Raw genomic sequence first — 17,433 nt, 5'->3', positions numbered from 1 at the left:
TGTTCAGCTTGGCCTGACATCGATTTTTGTTGTTATGCCGCCCATCAATCCTGATGGACGGCGCCCCCGGCTTGGCTGCCGCAGGCGGGATCACACTACAAAAAAGAGAGTCATACGGGTGTGATTTAAATCATAAATGTGCAGGAATTGTGCAAAAAAATTTAAACAGGGCAAAAAGTGGAGAACAGGCAGGGAAAGGGGACGACAAGGAAAGAGGAGGACAGGGAAAGCGGAAAGAGAAGAGTGCAGAGAGGGGTAATAGGGATGGGGGTGAGAGTCAGGCTCAGGCCTATACGTCATTACGCCAAAAAAATCAGGCCCGCAAGGGGCCTGATTGATCACAAGGGGAGGGTGGTTGCCGATCAGCGGGCGCGTACCACCAGACCCTTGAGGTAGAAGCCTTCCGGATAGGCGGTACCTATGGGGTGATCGGACGCCTGGGAGAGCAGCTCCAGGATCTGGGCATCGCGACCGGCATCGAGCGCCGCATCGGCAACGATCTTCTGGAACAGGCTCTGCTCCATCAGGCCGGAGCAGGAGTAGGTCAGCAGCACGCCACCCGGCGCCAACAGCTGGAACGCCAGCATGTTGATGTCCTTGTAACCACGGCAGGCACCCAGCAGTTGGGCCTTGCTCTCGGCAAACTTGGGCGGATCCAGCACGATGACATCGAACTTCTCGCCCTTCTCGCGGTATTCACGCAGCAGCTTGAACACGTCGTGACGGACGAACTGGGTGTTGCTGATATCGAGCCCGTTCAGCTCGGCGTTCTGGCGAGCGATATCCAGCGCATTCTGGGAGAGATCAACGTTGACCACCTCTTTGGCACCACCCTTGAGGGCATAAATGCCAAAACCACCGGTGTAGCTGAAGCAGTTAAGGACACGTTTGCCTTCGGTGTATTTGGAGACCGCCTGACGGTTGTCGCGCTGATCCAGATAGAAGCCGGTTTTGTGGCCGTTGCGAATATCCACCAGGATCTTCACGCCGTCGTTCTCTTCGATCACCACCGGTTCGGTCGGGGCTTCGCCATAGATGACACCAGTGCGCTCTTTCAGCCCCTCTTTTTTACGTACTGCTACGTCGGAGCGCTCATAGATGTTGCACTCGGGGTAGAGGGTACGCAGCGCCTGGGTGATCAGCTCACGCTGGAACTCGGCACCGGCGGAGAGGATCTGGCACACCAGAAAATCGGCATAACGGTCGATGGTCAGACCCGGCAGGCCATCGGACTCGGCGGCGCACAGGCGATAGCCAGTGAGACCCTGACGCTTGATCAGCGGATCGCGAGACTCCTGGGCATATTTGAGGCGACGGATAAAGAAGTCGAGATCAACGGTCTCATTCTTGTCGAAGGTCCAGACTCGGGCACGGATCTGGGAGCTGCTTGACCAGGCACCACGGGCAAGCCACTTGCCATCGTTGGCGTAAATCTCGACGGTATCGCCGTCAACAGGATTACCTTCCACCCGCTCAATCCCCTTGGAGAAGATCCAGGGGTGACGGCGCAGCAGGGATTTTTCGCGACCTTTGACGAGATAGATGAATACGCTCATGGATGTTTGCCGATGGTAGAAAGAAAAGGGGCCACATTCTATGTGCAATAGGGCGGCTAAGCCAGTCTTTGCTGGTATATGACGGCGTGACTCACAGCGCGCCTGGACAACAACCAGGCGTTGGAGCGACAGGGTTTGCTGAATCTTGATGTTGGCGTTTCACGCTGCTTATTTTATATGCATTAGTTGGTTGTGCTTGTTTTGTGGCCAATGTGTGTTTTTGTGTGTGTAAAATATAATCAAATTAGCGTTTTTATCTTTTTTGTGGGGGATTTTCTCTAAAGAGTCATTTGATGATGTCGATAGTGGGGAAGACCATTTTGAATCTTTCCTGTATCGAGCAGCCCATGTCCCTCTCCATCGCCACCAATATTTCTGCCCTCAACGCTTCTCGCCATCTGGGTCAATCATCCAACACGCTGGACTCGGTATATCGGCGACTCTCATCCGGCTTGCGCATCAACAGTGCCGCCGATGATGCGGCCGGTTTGCAGATCAGCAATCGTCTCACCAGTGAAGTGAACGGGACCAACACGGCTATCCGCAATGCCAACGATGGGATCTCGGTGATCAACGTGGCGGATGGTGCGCTCGATGAGTCGGTGAACCTGATGCAGCGGATGCGCACCTTGGCTCTGCAGTCAGGAAGTGGTGCCAACACGGCAGAGGATCGCGTGGCCCTGAATGCTGAATTCAAGCAACTGCAGTTGGAGATGGATCGGATTGCCACAGACACCCGGTTTGCCGGACAGGACCTGCTGGCGGGAAGTTATAAAGGCATCTTTTCGGTCGGCGCCTATGCAGGACAGAATACCGTCATTACCGATCTCAATGCCCAGACCAAAAATCTGGGGGAGATGGAGTGGCGAGCGCGCAGTCCGGCAGGCCGCAAGCCTGGGGCGTATGACATTGCTGATCTCAAACTTTCATCTCAGCCAATCACCCTTAATGGCGTCACCTTTGACAAGGATTATTCCACCCTGGAAGCGTTCGTTGCAGATATTAATGGTACGACTTTTCCCAATAATCAGGGGCCGGTAAAAGCGCAACAACTGCCATTTTCAGTCGCCTCCGCAGTCGATTTAGCCGCATTACCCTCCTATATCGATGTGGCGGGCCACTCTGTGGATTTGACCACGGGCATTGATATGACCGGATGGGATCCGGTCAATCCTACGCCCGAAAACAGCGATTTGATGAGGGAGGTGGTTCGGCGTATCAACAGTACTGCGCAATCGGCAGGTCTGGGTTTTTATGTGAGTGCCTCCAACAACAGCAATCCCGCCAGCAATGAACTGACCATACATAGTGCTCAGGGCAACAGCCTTGCGCTGGCCAATGGCACAACGCACCCTCCGCAGCCTGCACCACCGGCGCCTCCGGTGGTCAGCAATTCTTCTCTGAGCGCTCTGCTGCCCGATGTTACCCCTACGACTTATATCGGTCAGATGGAACTGCGCTCATCCGGTGACAAGTACTCCAATATTGATATGCAGGGAGCGAGCTTGAATGCACTGGGTTTTTATCAAGCAGACAAGAAGAAATATACCGTTGATAACATTGATGTTCTGAGTGACGACAACGCCAGCAGAGCGATCCAAACCCTGGATGCGGGCATGAAACAGCTGGGTGTTCAGCGTTCACAACTTGGTGCTCAGGCTAATGCGCTAGATTCACGGGTGCGCAATCTGGCCAATGCCAATGAGAACCTCAGTGCTGCCCGCTCGCGGATCCGGGATGCCGATATGGCGGTCGAATCGGCCCGCCTGGTCAGTACCCAAATATTGCAGCAAGCGAGTTCATCGATTTTGAGTCAGGCAAACAGTCGACCCAGTGCGGTACTGAGTTTGCTGCAATGAAGTGGGGGCAGTCAGTTGGGGGCTTATTTCCAGTCCTGCATCGCTCAGAGCTGCTATACCCGGGCTCCATTCCCGTAGGCGTTGCTGGCCTGCCACGCCAGGTGTTCTCGACCCGTTGCAACAGCCTGACGCATCTCTCCTGTCTATGATTGGAACCCGCTGAGAAAGGCGATGATACAGAGGGGTCACCAGATCGCAACATGGCATTTTTCACTGAGGGTGAGGTGAATGAGATAGCGGTCAACCTACCGGAATGTAACTTCTTTCATAATGAAGCCGCATCCTGCAGAAGAGAGAGCGTTGCGTTCATTATTATTGCGGGGATTTTTTCTTAAGTGAGAGGTGATTGAGCAATGGGAGAGCAATCGTTTGTCATTCGGGTGTGGGGGCAGGTGCAGGGGGTCGGATTTCGCTATTTCACCCGGGAGCGGGCACTGCAACTGGGTTTGCGGGGTCACGCCTACAACCTGGAGGATGGCTCGGTGGAGATCCTCATCAGCGGCCCCGCGCAAGGGGTACAGATGATGCTGGGTTGGTTGGAGCATGGCCCGCGCACCGCCAGAGTGACCCGTATGGAGTATCAAAAGGCGCTGCCACCCACTGGCCAGGGCTTTCACACCAACTGAGCTGGCGCGATGAGGTGTCGCTAGGCTTGCGGGGGGCGGGAGTGTGGTTCGTGACGAGGGGACTATGCAAAGAGAGGCCAACGGGCCTCTCTTTGCATGTATCGCGGTGAGCGTCGCAGGTGGCGTTACTTAACGCGCATCCCCGGTTGGGCGCCTTCTTGTGGCTCCAGGATCCAGAGATCCTTGCCACCCGGGCCTGCGGCCAGCACCATCCCTTCGGACATGCCAAAACGCATCTTGCGCGGGGCCAGGTTGGCCACCATCACGGTCAGCTTGCCTTCCAGATCTTCCGGGTTGTAGGCGGACTTGATGCCGGCAAACACCTGACGGGTCTCGCCACCGATATCCAGTTGCAGCTTGAGCAGCTTCTCCGCTTCCGGCACTGCTTCTGCCTTGACGATCAGCGCGACGCGCAGGTCAATTTTGGCGAAGTCGTCATAGGCGATGGTTTCGCTGATGGGATCGTCTGCCAGCGGGCCAGTCACTTTCGGTGCCTGCTCTTTGGCCAGATCTTCCTTGGAGGCTTCTACCATGGCTTCTACCTTGGTCGGCTCGATGCGGGAGAACAGCGCCTTGAACGGGGCCAGCTGGTGGTTGGTTAGCGGCTGGGCCACGCCATCCCAGGAGAGGGTTTCACCCAGGAAGGCTTCGGCACGTTCGGCCAACAGCGGCATCACCGGCTTGAGGTAGGCCATCAGCACGCGGAACAGGTTGATACCAACCGAGCAGACTTCCTGCAGCTGGGCATCTGCCCCTTCCTGCTTGGCCAGCACCCAGGGGGCCTTGTCATCCACATAGCGGTTGGCCTTGTCGGCCAGCGCCATGATTTCGCGGATGGCACGGCTGAATTCACGGCTCTCGTACGCCTCGGCAATGGTGGCACGGGCATTGGCGAACTCGGCGTAGAGCTCTGGCTCGGCGCAGGTGGCAGCCAGTTTGCCGTCGAAACGCTTGGCGATAAAGCCGGCGTTGCGGGAGGCGAGGTTGACCAGCTTGTTGACCACGTCGGCGTTGACGCGAGCCACAAAGTCATCGAGGTTCAGGTCCAGATCATCGATGCGGCTGTTGAGCTTGGCGGCGTAGTAGTAACGCAGGCACTCCGGATCCAGGTGGTTCAGATAGGTGGATGCCTTGATAAAGGTGCCCTTGGATTTGGACATCTTGGCACCGTTGACGGTGACATAACCGTGCACGCACACCTTGGTCGGCTTGCGGAAACCCGCACCTTCCAGCATGGCTGGCCAGAACAGGGAGTGGAAGTAGACGATGTCTTTACCGATGAAGTGGTAGAGCTCGGCACTGGAGTCCGCTTTCCAGTAGCTATCAAAATCCAGATCGTCACGCTTGTTGCACAGATTCTTGAATGAACCCATGTAACCGATGGGGGCATCGAGCCAGACATAGAAGTATTTGCCCGGCGCATCCGGGATCTCGAAGCCGAAGTAGGGGGCGTCACGGGTGATGTCCCACTGTTGCAAACCGGTCTCGAACCACTCGCCCAGCTTGTTGGCCATCTCTTCTTGCAGGGCGCCGGAGTTGGTCCAGGCCTTGAGCATGTCTGCAAACTGCGGCAGGTCGAAGAAGAAGTGCTCGGAGTCTTTCATCACCGGAGTCGCGCCGGAGACGGCGGATTTCGGATCGATCAGCTCGGTCGGGCTGTAGGTGGCACCGCAGCTGTCACAGTTGTCGCCATACTGTTCTGGGGACTTGCACTTGGGGCAGGTGCCCTTGACGAAACGGTCCGGCAGGAACATGGATTTTTCCGGATCGAACAGCTGGGTGATGGTGCGGTTTTTGATGAAACCACCGGCTTTCAGACGACCGTAGATCAGCTCCGCCAGCTCGCGGTTCTCATCGCTGTGGGTGGAGTGGTAGTTGTCAAAGCTGATATTGAAACCGGCGAAATCGGTCTGGTGCTCTTTGGATACGGCCGCAATCATCTCTTCCGGGGTGATCCCCAGCTGTTGTGCTTTGAGCATGATCGGGGTGCCGTGGGCATCATCGGCACAGATGAAGTGCACCTGATGACCGCGCATTCGCTGATAACGAACCCAGATATCGGCCTGGATGTGTTCCAGCATGTGGCCAAGGTGGATGGAGCCATTGGCATAGGGAAGGGCGCAGGTTACCAGCATTGTACGAGGATCAGTTGCCATATAGTCGTTCTTGATGTGCTTGTTGGGATGATACAGTGCCGTGCATGTTACCCGAATTGGGGGTAGCCTGCCTAGGGTTGTGGCTGTGCCAACCTTGGCAGAACCTGCCGTTACGATGACAGGCAAGCCACTGATTTGTGTGCGGTAACCGTTCACCTCAAGATAAAGACAAGATAATGAGGAGTTAATGGTGATTGATTCAGTAAAACAGATCCTCGCCGAATTTAAGCCTGCTGGCTGGCACAAGGATCTGGTCGATGCCGGATTCGTTCGTGAGATCCTCCGTCAGGATCAGGGGCTGATCATCCGGCTGGTATTGCCGTTCGCCGCGTTGTCGCTGCTCGATCAGCTCAAAGAGAACTTCGATGCCAGGCTGCGTAGCGCCACCGGGGTTTCCCGTATTGACTGGCAGCTTTCTATCGATGTCGCCAGCATGCCCAGAGCGCAGGGGCTGGCGGCGGTGCAGGGTATTCGCAACATCATCGTGGTCGCTTCCGGCAAGGGGGGGGTGGGCAAATCCACAACGGCGGTCAATCTGGCGTTGGCGCTACAAAAAGAGGGGGCCCGTGTCGCCATCCTCGATGCCGATATTTACGGCCCCTCCATCCCCACCATGATGGGCACCCTCAAGGAGCAGCCGGTCAGTCGGGATGGCAAGTTGATGGAACCTGTGATGGCCTGCGGTCTCAAGAGCAACAGTATCGGTTATCTGGTTTCCGAGCAGGATGCCACAATCTGGCGTGGCCCGATGGCGAGCAAGGCGCTGGCGCAGATCCTCGGCGAAACCCGTTGGGGTGAAGTGGATTATCTGGTGGTGGACATGCCGCCGGGCACTGGCGATATTCAACTCACCATGGCCCAGCAGGTGCCCACCTCGGCGGCCGTCATTGTCACCACCCCGCAAGATGTGGCACTGGCCGATGCCCGCAAGGGGATCGCCATGTTCAACAAGGTCAATGTGCCGGTGCTCGGCATCATCGAGAATATGAGTTACCACGTCTGCAGCGCCTGTGGTCACCATGAGCCGCTGTTCGGTACCGGTGGTGGTCAAAAGATGGCAGAGCAGTACCAAGTGGCGCTGCTTGGCCAGTTGCCGCTGCACATCGATATCCGCCAACACATGGATGATGGCTGCCCAACCGTGTTCGGCGCACCGGAAGGGAGCCTGGCTCAGGCCTATTTGAAGCTGGCGCACAGGGTAGGGGCTGAACTCTTTTTCAGCGCAAAACCGATTGCGACCCCCCTCTATGCCATGGCGCTGGATGAATAATCGGCTATCGGTCACTTGAAAGGGAATTGAGGGTGGGCATTGCCCACCCTTTTTTATATAATGGATCGGTTTAAACCACCCCCACTGCTCTTCTCTTTTAGGTATTCGTCATGTCTGATACTCAACATTCGTGTGTGATCATCGGTATTGCGGGCGCATCTGCGTCAGGCAAAAGTCTTATCGCCCAGACCATTTATGAAGAGCTGGTGGCCGAACTGGGCGCAGGTCAGATTGGTGTGATCACCGAAGATTGCTACTACCGTGATCAGACCCACCTGACCATGGAAGAACGGGTCAAAACCAACTACGACCACCCCAATGCGCTTGATCACGATCTGCTGGTGCAGCACTTGAGCCAGCTGGTCAAAGGTGATGCGGTCGCCATTCCCCAGTACTCCTACACCGAACACACCCGCATGAACGAAGTCACTCCGTTTGCACCGCGTCGGGTGATCATTCTGGAAGGGATCTTGTTGCTGACCGACAGTCGTCTGCGGGATCTGATGGATGCCTCCATCTTTATGGATACCCCGCTCGACATCTGCCTGCTGCGCCGTCTGGTGCGTGACGTGCAAGAGCGTGGCCGTACCATGGACTCCGTGCTCAAGCAGTATCAGAAGACGGTGCGTCCGATGTTCCTGCAGTTTATCGAGCCGTCCAAGCAGTATGCTGATGTGATTGTGCCCCGTGGTGGCAAGAATCGCATCGCCATCGACATGCTCAAGGCGCGCATTCGCCACATGTTGATTGGTTAACACGAAACAAGCCGGGTGATGCCCGGCTTTTTTAAATGAACATTTTGTCAGGAGAGTCGCCCAATGCGTCTGTGTGATACCGATATCGAACGTCATCTTGATGAAGGCAAGATCGTTATTGAGCCAAGACCCGGCGTTGAGCGGATCAGTGGCGTCAGTGTCGATGTGCTGCTGGGTAACGAATTTCGGGTGTTTCGCGATCATACCGCTCCTTATATCGATCTGAGCGGCCCGAGCGGCGAAATGGCCGATGCCATCGAGCGGGTGATGAGTGACGAGATCCACATTCCCGACGGCGAAGCCTTCTATCTTCATCCGGGGCAGTTGGCGCTAGCCGTCACCTATGAGTCGGTTACCCTGCCTGCCGATATCGTCGGCTGGCTCGATGGTCGCTCTTCATTGGCCCGTCTTGGTCTGATGGTGCATGTGACCGCGCACCGGATCGATCCGGGCTGGTCTGGCCGCATCGTGCTGGAGTTCTACAATGGCGGCAGATTGCCGCTGGCGCTGCGCCCCAAGATGAAGATCGGTGCCCTGAACTTTGAAATGCTCTCTGGTGCGGCTGCTCGCCCTTATAACAAGCGGGAAAATGCCAAGTACAAGAGTCAACAGGGCGCGGTTGCCAGTCGTATGAGCGAGGATTGAGCGGGATTATCATTTCTGCATCGTGGAAAAGGAGCACATTGATGCTCCTTTTTTTATTGGGCGTGGTCGTCTCAGACCCGTGCGGGCGATAGTCTGAGTGAATCGTGCGACTTATGATGTGCTGTTTTTCGTATTTTAAGGGAGAGTTTGTCATAAAAACCGAGGAGTTTGTGGCGTAAAAATCGACAAAATAGCTATTTTACCGCACGGTTTATTGGCTTTAATTAATCTCTGGCAAGCCTTGTGGCGACTGGCTGTAGAGTATTTTTAACCTGAGTGCTCTTTTTTTTTATGACTGAAATATTTCAATGATGGCTATGGTGTGGGCCGCCATCTGGCATAATCCGCCGCAACTCATAAACAGGCTTTTTTTATATGTTTGAAATGTTCAGTGATTTGGGTTTGTGGTGGTCAATTGGTTTGGTATTGGCCGTTTTTTTTGTGCTTGCCTATGAATTTATCAATGGCTTTCACGATACCGCCAATGCGGTAGCGACGGTTATCTATACCAAGGCAATGCCAGCACACCTGGCGGTTGTTTCATCGGGGATCTTTAACTTTTTTGGCGTCATGTTAGGTGGGTTGGGCGTTGCTTATGCGATTGTCCATTTGCTGCCTATCGACCTGTTGCTTGGGATGGATTCCACCCAAGGGTTGATCATGGTGTTCTCCCTGCTGTTTTCCGCCATCGTGTGGAATTTGGGTACTTGGTTCTTCGGGATCCCGGCATCCAGTTCACATACCTTGATCGGTTCCATCCTGGGGGTGGGCGGTGCCTATGCCTGGATCACCCATCAACCTGTGACGGAAGGGATCAACGTTGGCAAAGCCATCGATATCATGCTGTCCCTGATCATCTCTCCGACCATAGGTTTTATCGTGGCAGCACTGCTGTTGCTGGCGATGAAGCGGATCTGGACCAGCAACAAGATCCACAAAACACCGGAAGAGCGTCAATTGGTTGATGGCAAAAAGCATCCACCATTCTGGGCGCGACTGACCCTGGTAGCGTCTGCCATGGGCGTTAGCTTTGTGCATGGTTCTAACGATGGCCAGAAAGGCATTGGTCTGGTGATGCTGGTGCTTATCTGTATGGCGCCTTCTTACTTTGCCCTGGACATGAACAGTCGCTCTTATGACCTGGACCGAACCCAGGATGCCAACCAACGGATCATGGAGATCTATCAGCGCAACCAGGCCTCTTTAGGGGAGGTGATCAACTTCTCTGCGCCAGCAACGGCCCAGGAAGAGCTGATGACCCACTGCTCTGCGGATGGTGTATTGCAGGCAATGGCGACACTGGATGCTCGCCTGGGTGCCGTTCGGACTTATCAGGAGCTCAATCTTACCGATCGTCGTGAAGTGCGCCGTTTGCTGCTGTGTATCGATGATACAGCGCGTAAGGTTGCCAAGTTGCCACTGCCAGCCAAAGAGTTGACCGACCTGGCCAAGTGGCGCAAAGACCTGACCGCAACAGCGGAATATGCACCAACCTGGGTTATCGTTTCCATCGCACTGGCGCTGGGTTGCGGCACCATGGTGGGCTGGCGTCGTATCGTTCACACCGTAGGTGAAAAGATCGGTTCAACCGGTATGACCTATAGCCAGGGCATTGCCGCCCAGATCACGGCAGCCGCCTCTATCGGGGTCGCCAGTTTGACCGGTATGCCGGTATCCACTACCCATATTCTCTCCTCAGCGGTAGCGGGTACCATGGTGGCCAATAAATCAGGGCTGCAGAGCCAGACCATCAAAACCATCTTGATGGCCTGGGTGCTGACCTTGCCGTTGACCATGCTGCTCTCTGGTGGCTTGTTTATCATCAGCCACCATCTGTTTAGCTGAGCGTGACCACTGATTTTGCTAAAGGGCCTACGGGCCCTTTTTTTAGGCGCTGTCCCAATTATGTGTTGAAAGGCTAAGCTTGAAGTAGGCCATCACCTTGAGGTCTACCATCATGGATACCCCAGCCTTTCAACACCTGTTGTCTCTCTTTCCACAACTTACCCTGCGCCAACGCCGTGTTGCTCAGCAGGAACTCTCTGCGCCCCACGCCATTACCTCCCTGAACTCCCAGTTACCTGCATGCAGTGGTTGCCCACATTGCCAGGCCGATGCCAATCAGTTGGCTCCCTGGGGATGGAGTCGGGGTTTACGTCGCTACCGTTGCAAACAGTGTCTGCGCACCAGCACCGTGTTGACCAAGACCCCCTTGGCCAGATTACGTAAAGCCCAATGCTGGGAAGACTACGCGCAAGCCCTCATTGAAGGACTCACTGTCCGCCGGGCCGCTCTGCGTTGCGGGGTCAGCAAAAACACTGCCTTCCTCTGGCGCCACCGCTTCTTGCGTGCGATGGCCGCCCATCAAGCCACACGGGAAGAGGGTATCGTTGAGGTCGATGAAACCTTCTTCCTCGAGTCGTTCAAGGGGCAACGTGGATTACCTCGTCTGGCTCGGCGTCGTGGAGGTAAAGGGCGAACCCGGGGAACCGGGCCGGATTACATCCCGGTGATGGTGGTGCAGGACCGTGCTGGCCATCATGCAGATTTTCAGTTGGAAAAGATGAACGCCGAAACAGTCATCGCGGTCTTGAAGCCGCTTGTCTCGCCGGATGCCGTGCTGTGTAGCGATGGCGCGGGCGTGTATGCCAGTTTCAGTAAAGTGCAGGGAGTGACTCATCAAGTAGTGCGCAATCGTCAGGGTGAGCGAGTGGTCGGAGCATTCCACATTCAACATGTAAACGGCTATCACCATCGATTGAAAGAATGGATGGTGCGCTTTCATGGCGTCGCAACTCATTATCTGAGGAATTATCTGGGTTGGCGCAGGATGCTGGAGCGTTACGGGAAGGGAGTGAATATCAAAGCGTGTTTGCATGAGGCGCTGGGGCACCCCATACAACACGTAATTGGGACATAGCCTAATGGGATGGTCTGCTCCATCCACCCCGCTATGCTGTAGCCAGCATCAAGGAGGCTCATCATGACTCAAGCGCAGATTTACATTTACGGGATCGATTTAGGCAAAAATTGGTTTCACCTGGTGGCGATGGATCGCATGGGGCATGTATTGACCAAGCAAAAGCTCACTCGTTCACAACTGAAACAGTTCATCAGTACGACCCCACCCTGTCGGGTCGCCTTCGAGGCATGTCCTGGTTCGCAATACTGGGGGCGCCTGTTTCAACAGGCGGGGTTCGAACCCAAGATTATCCCTGCCCAATTTGTGAAGCCCTACCTCAAATCAAACAAGAATGACTTCAACGATGCTACCGCCATTGCCGAGGCTGGTAGCAGAGGCACTATGCGCTGTGTCCCGTTGAAATCTCATGAGCAACTGGCATTGCAGGCGACTCATCGCGTCCGTCAGCGTTTCATCGTCGAACGTACCGCCACTGTCAATCAGATGCGAGCGTTGCTGCTGGAATATGGGCTCACCGTGCCAGTCGGCAGAAAAGTCTTCGAGCGCTCTCTGCCGACGATCCTTGAAGATGCCGAGAATGGCTTGCCTGACTTTATCCGCGCCCTGGTATTACGCCTGAGAGAACGGTGGCAACAGCTGGATATTCAGATTGATGACATGAGCCTCATGCTCGGACAAGCCTCAAGCGCATCAAGTTTGTGCCAAAAAATCAGTACCGTCCCCGGCATTGGACCGATTGTCTCAACCGCGTTGATTGCCGCGATTGGCAATGGCTCACAATTCAAGAAAGCCCGCGACCTGTCAGCCTGGTTGGGGCTGGTCCCCAGGCAATATTCAACGGGCGGAAAATCTTCGCTCGGCGGGATCAGTAAGCGTGGCAATAGCTATTTAAGGCAAATGGTTATTCAGGGCGCCAAAGCGCTGAAAATTCACATGAAGCGTGACAAATCATCGTTAGGCGAATGGGTCGCTAGGCTGGAGGCCGGCCATCACCATCATGTGGTCCTTATCGCCTTGGCCAACAAGATAATGCGAATTTGCTGGAAAGTACTGACATCCGGCAGGGATTACCAACCCTATCCCGGTAATCCCCCCGAAAACCTGGGGTGCTCATAAGTAGAATTTTCTCGTATCTTGAACGCAGGAGGTTCTAACATGAAAACATCACGCTTTAGCGATGCCCAAATCATCGCCATCCTCAAACAGGCCGAGTCTGGCTCACCCGTCCCTGAACTCTGCCGCGAGCATGGCATCAGTTCCGCGACCTTTTACAAGTGGCGCGCCAAATTCGGTGGCATGGATGCCTCTCTCATGGCTCGCCTCAAAGAGCTGGAGGAGGAAAACCGCCGCCTCAAGAAGATGTATGCCGAGGAGCGCCTCAAAGCCGAGATTATCGCCGAGGCCATAGCAAAAAAGTGGTGACGCCATCTGCCCGCAGGGAGATGGCTATCAAAGCCGTGTCGCTCTTTGCCATTTCTATCCGGCTAGCCTGCAACATCTTCAAGGTCAGCGAAGGCTGTTATCGCTATCAACCCATGCTCGCCGATGAAAACCAGCTTATTGCGGATTGGTTGCTGCGTATCACCAACAGCCAGCGGAACTGGGGCTTTGGCCTCTGCTTCCTCTACCTGCGTAACGTCAAAGGGTTTGCTTGGAACCACAAGCGGGTCTACCGGATCTATCGGGAGCTTGAACTGAACTTGCGCATCAAGCCCAAGAAGCGACTGGTACGTGAAAAGCCACAGGCTCTGGCCGTGCCTGCCCAGCCTAACCACTGCTGGTCGATGGATTTTATGCACGATCAACTGAGCGATGGCCGGTCAGTGCGACTGTTTAATGTGATCGATGATTTTAACCGCGAGGCGCTGTGCATTGAGGTCGATTTTTCATTGCCCGCTTCACGGATCAAGCGCGCACTGGAACAGGTGATTGAGTGGCGTGGCAAACCGGCGATGATCCGGTGCGATAATGGACCAGAATATATCAGCGAAGTGCTCAAGGCGTGGGCGGCGAAACAGGAGATCACCTTGGGGTATATCCAACCAGGCAATCCTCAGCAGAACGCGTACATAGAGCGGTTTAACAGAACGGTACGTTACGATTGGTTGGCTCATCATCTGTTTGGCACGCTGGAGGAGCTCCAAGAGTTTGCAACCCAATGGCTGTGGGTTTATAACCATGAGCGGCCCAATATGGCGCTGGATGGTTATACCCCGAAGCAGCATCTGGCAAAGGCTGCATGACCTCTACTTTTGAATGCCCCTAAAAATGGGGGGATTACCTCCCAACGCAAGCGCAGCCGTTTAACAGATATAACTCATACCCGGTTTTGCGAGCCAAAAACAGATGACAGAAGCGTTCACCCCACGACGTTGCAGCCTGGCTAAAAAAGCAGTCTCTCATGACTGGTAGCTTTATTAGGACGACGACGTGCGGATCCCATCAAGGCCAGAGCCGGAAAACGGCTCACAGACAGGCCGGATACATTGACGCAAACGACTTCTGGAAATCAGTTCAAGCTTGCAGATAAGGAGCAGACCATACATTTTTTATAACTATGCCCCATTACGTGTTGCAGGGCGTATCCCTGAACGCTATGCCAACACGCTAGATATTCGTTTCCCTGCCGTAACACCAGATCATCCTGTGCCAACCCGGACAGTTATGCAGTCGTGGGTCGCCGCGCCATGGGAATGCACCCTCCGTAGTTTCAAGCTACGGTGATGTCCGTTTACCTGCTGGCGATGGTATGCCGCGCTCAACGTGATGATTGCCCACTTTCTTATGGTCACACCCTGCGGGTTACAGGATCTCCATCGCGACAGCCCATGGTATCCGGTGGGGCAGGGGCGCCAAGCCGAGCGAGTGGTTTTAAGATGTACGATGTTTAACAATTTGTTTGATATCGCATGTTTGATACAATCCACGCCGGATCCTGAAACTGACAGCATGACGCACAAACTGATGTGTGTACCGCTCTGTGTACCAACCGTTTGGTTTATGGTGAAACACTAGAGTGAAGAGCTTGATTTTAAAGGAATTATCGCGACTACATGTGGCCTTTGGTACGGGTCACCACTGTATAAGGAAACCTATAATGCCAATCATTACTCTGCCTGACGGCAGCCAACGTCAATTTGCCCACTCTGTTTCCGTGATGGATGTGGCCGCGGACATCGGTCCCGGTCTCGCCAAGGCGTGCATTGCCGGTCGGGTAAACGGTGAACTGGTGGATGCGTGCGAGCTGATCGAAGCCGATGCTGCACTGGCCATCATCACCGCCAAAGACGAAGAAGGTCTGGACATCCTGCGCCACTCCTGTGCCCACTTGCTGGGTCATGCTATCAAGCAACTCTGGCCCCAGACCAAGATGGCCATCGGTCCTGTCATTGACAACGGTTTTTACTACGACGTTGATCTTGACCGCACCCTGACCGATGAAGATCTGGCTGCCCTGGAAGAGCGCATGCTGGCGCTGGTAGCCAAGGATTACGACGTCATCAAGAAAAAAGTCTCCTGGCAGGAAGCACGTGACGTGTTTGATGCCCGTGGTGAGATTTATAAAGTCGAGATCCTGGATCAGAATATTGCCCGTGATGACCAGCCTGGTCTCTATCATCACGAAGAGTACGTGGATATGTGTCGTGGCCCGCACGTGCCTAACATGCGTCACTGCCACCACTTCAAGTTGCAAAAAATGTCTGGCGCCTACTGGCGTGGCGACTCCAACAACAAAATGTTGCAGCGTATTTACGGCACTGCCTGGGCCGACAAGAAGCAGCTCAAGGCTTATCTGCAACGATTGGAAGAAGCATCCAAGCGTGATCACCGCAAGATCGGCAAGCAACTCGACCTGTATCACATGCAGGAAGAGGCGCCCGGCATGGTGTTCTGGCACAACGATGGCTGGACCATCTTCCGTGAGCTGGAAACCTTTATCCGTGGCAAGCTTAAAGAGTATGACTATCAGGAAGTGAAGGGTCCCTTCATGATGGACCGCGTCCTGTGGGAGCGTTCAGGCCACTGGGAGAAGTATGCCCAGGCCATGTTCACCACCCAGTCCGAGAACCGCGAGTACGCCATCAAGCCGATGAACTGTCCGGGTCACGTCCAGATCTTCAACCAGGGTCTGAAGTCCTACCGCGATCTGCCGCTGCGGATGGCCGAGTTTGGCTCTTGCCACCGCAATGAACCGTCCGGTTCGCTGCACGGTTTGATGCGGGTGCGTGGCTTCACTCAGGATGACGCTCACATCTTCTGTACCGAAGAGCAGATCATGGAAGAGGTCTCCGGCTGTATTCGTATGGTCTATGACGTCTACGGCACCTTTGGCTTCGAGAACATCGTGGTCAAGCTCTCCACCCGTCCCGAACAGCGTATCGGTTCAGATGAGGCTTGGGATCGTGCCGAGGCCGCACTGGCCGAAGCACTGGATCTCAATGGTCTGAAATACGATCTGCAGCCGGGCGAGGGCGCCTTCTACGGTCCCAAGATTGAATTTACCCTGCATGATTGCCTTGATCGTGCGTGGCAATGTGGTACCGTACAGCTCGATTTTGCTCTCCCCGGTCGTCTGGGCGCCACTTATGTTGGCGAAAACAACGAGCGCCACGTACCTGTGATGATCCATCGGGCCATTTTGGGTTCTATCGAGCGTTTCATCGGTATTCTGACTGAAGAGTACGCCGGTCTGTTTCCAACCTGGTTGGCGCCGACTCAGGCTGTGGTCATGAATATCACGGATAATCAGGCCGATTATGCGGTGAAAGTAGCCAAATCATTGAATGATGCGGGTATTCGCGCAAAAGCGGACTTGAGAAATGAGAAGATTGGCTTTAAAATCCGCGAGCATACTTTGAAGCGAGTACCTTTCATGCTGGTCTGCGGCGATAAAGAAGTTGAAGCCGGTAAGATTGCAGTACGGACTCGTAAAGGGGCTGACCTGGGCACTTATCCTGTTGAAGAGTTCATCGCTCTGTTGACCCAGGAAGTTCAGACCCGCGGACAAAAGAAAGTGGAGGAATAAGCTATAAAAGGCGGAAAAAAACTGGGCAAGCAACCGCAAGCCCGCGCTCACCGGATCAATGAAGAGATCCGTCTGAAAGAAGTTCGTCTGACTGGTCTGGATGGAGAAGCCATTGGCGTCACCACCATTCAGGAAGCACTGAACTTGGCCGCAGAGGCCGGAGTTGATCTGGTCGAGATCAGTCCAAATGCTGAGCCGCCCGTTTGCCGGATCATGGATTACGGTAAATTCCTCTACGAAAAGAGCAAAACAACCAAAGAACAGAAGAAAAAGCAGAAAGTCGTCCAGGTTAAGGAAATCAAATTCCGTCCTGGTACTGACGAAGGCGACTATCAGGTAAAACTACGCAACCTGGTTCGCTTTCTAGAAGACGGGGACAAGGCTAAGGTCACCCTGCGCTTCCGTGGTCGTGAAATGGCACACCAGGATCTTGGTATCAAGGTTCTGGAACGCGTCAAGAACGATCTGGAAGAGTTGGCCGTAGTCGAGTCGTTCCCGAAAGTCGAAGGCCGTCAAGCTGTGATGGTCCTCGCACCTAAGAAGAAATCTTAAGGCCCACAAGAAATTGACTCACGGGTTCGCCCGTGAGTTGGTTCGCCTTGCGATTTTGTTGTCAC

At 54.6% G+C, this 17,433-nt stretch carries 13 protein-coding genes; 11 read left to right on the top strand and 2 right to left on the bottom strand.

The window, feature by feature from the left end; translation table 11 throughout:
• Positions 1 to 362: 362 nt before the first annotated feature.
• Entirely contained in the window at positions 363 to 1,556 is a 1,194-nt protein-coding gene (locus ACY8FN_RS14630; RefSeq protein WP_042023211.1) for a class I SAM-dependent methyltransferase, read from the bottom strand.
• Positions 1,557 to 1,849: 293 nt separating this feature from the next.
• Between ACY8FN_RS14630 and ACY8FN_RS14625 the strand changes: the two genes are divergently transcribed.
• Both ACY8FN_RS14625 and ACY8FN_RS14620 read left to right on the top strand, forming a co-directional pair.
• Positions 1,850 to 3,415: a flagellin N-terminal helical domain-containing protein gene (locus tag ACY8FN_RS14625; RefSeq protein ID WP_463100407.1), complete on the top strand. Its 1,566-nt coding sequence runs from the start codon at positions 1,850 to 1,852 to the stop codon at positions 3,413 to 3,415.
• Positions 3,416 to 3,768: 353 nt separating this feature from the next.
• Complete coding sequence (locus ACY8FN_RS14620) at positions 3,769 to 4,041, top strand: acylphosphatase (protein WP_303846303.1); 273 nt, start codon at positions 3,769 to 3,771, stop codon at positions 4,039 to 4,041.
• 125 nt (positions 4,042 to 4,166) lie between these two features.
• Here the strand turns inward: ACY8FN_RS14620 and metG are convergent, their stop codons facing one another.
• Entirely contained in the window at positions 4,167 to 6,197 is a 2,031-nt protein-coding gene (gene metG / locus ACY8FN_RS14615; protein ID WP_463100406.1) for a methionine--tRNA ligase, read from the bottom strand.
• 187 nt (positions 6,198 to 6,384) lie between these two features.
• Between metG and apbC the strand changes: the two genes are divergently transcribed.
• From apbC to infC, 9 genes are all read left to right on the top strand, one after another.
• A complete protein-coding gene (gene apbC, locus ACY8FN_RS14610) occupies positions 6,385 to 7,467 on the top strand; it encodes an iron-sulfur cluster carrier protein ApbC (RefSeq protein ID WP_463100405.1) in 1,083 nt (360 codons plus the stop codon).
• 110 nt (positions 7,468 to 7,577) lie between these two features.
• Entirely contained in the window at positions 7,578 to 8,222 is a 645-nt protein-coding gene (gene udk / locus ACY8FN_RS14605; protein WP_005352133.1) for a uridine kinase, read from the top strand.
• A 63-nt stretch (positions 8,223 to 8,285) separates the two neighbouring features.
• The gene (gene dcd / locus ACY8FN_RS14600; protein WP_101324860.1) at positions 8,286 to 8,867 is read left to right on the top strand and encodes a dCTP deaminase; all 582 of its coding nucleotides are present in this window, start codon (positions 8,286 to 8,288) and stop codon (positions 8,865 to 8,867) included.
• Positions 8,868 to 9,242: 375 nt separating this feature from the next.
• Positions 9,243 to 10,712: an inorganic phosphate transporter gene (locus tag ACY8FN_RS14595; RefSeq protein ID WP_139691231.1), complete on the top strand. Its 1,470-nt coding sequence runs from the start codon at positions 9,243 to 9,245 to the stop codon at positions 10,710 to 10,712.
• A 112-nt stretch (positions 10,713 to 10,824) separates the two neighbouring features.
• Positions 10,825 to 11,787, top strand: a complete 963-nt coding sequence (locus ACY8FN_RS14590; protein WP_463100404.1) for an IS1595 family transposase — start codon at positions 10,825 to 10,827, stop codon at positions 11,785 to 11,787.
• A gap of 63 nt (positions 11,788 to 11,850) precedes the next feature.
• Entirely contained in the window at positions 11,851 to 12,906 is a 1,056-nt protein-coding gene (locus ACY8FN_RS14585; protein ID WP_463100403.1) for an IS110 family RNA-guided transposase, read from the top strand.
• A 39-nt stretch (positions 12,907 to 12,945) separates the two neighbouring features.
• Positions 12,946 to 14,033, top strand: a protein-coding gene (locus ACY8FN_RS14580) for an IS3 family transposase (protein WP_463099321.1) whose coding sequence is annotated in 2 segments (ribosomal slippage) — positions 12,946 to 13,195 and positions 13,195 to 14,033 — 1,089 coding nt in all. Because the reading frame shifts where the segments join, the coding sequence is not laid out codon by codon here.
• Positions 14,034 to 14,887: 854 nt separating this feature from the next.
• Entirely contained in the window at positions 14,888 to 16,816 is a 1,929-nt protein-coding gene (thrS, locus tag ACY8FN_RS14575) for a threonine--tRNA ligase (RefSeq protein WP_042023223.1), read from the top strand.
• Positions 16,817 to 16,819: 3 nt separating this feature from the next.
• A complete protein-coding gene (gene infC, locus ACY8FN_RS14570) occupies positions 16,820 to 17,368 on the top strand; it encodes a translation initiation factor IF-3 (protein ID WP_042023226.1) in 549 nt (182 codons plus the stop codon).
• Positions 17,369 to 17,433 lie beyond the last annotated feature (65 nt).

This window comes from Aeromonas sp. 160P, assembly GCF_055193095.1.
This window is presented reverse-complemented; position numbering and strand designations above follow the sequence as displayed.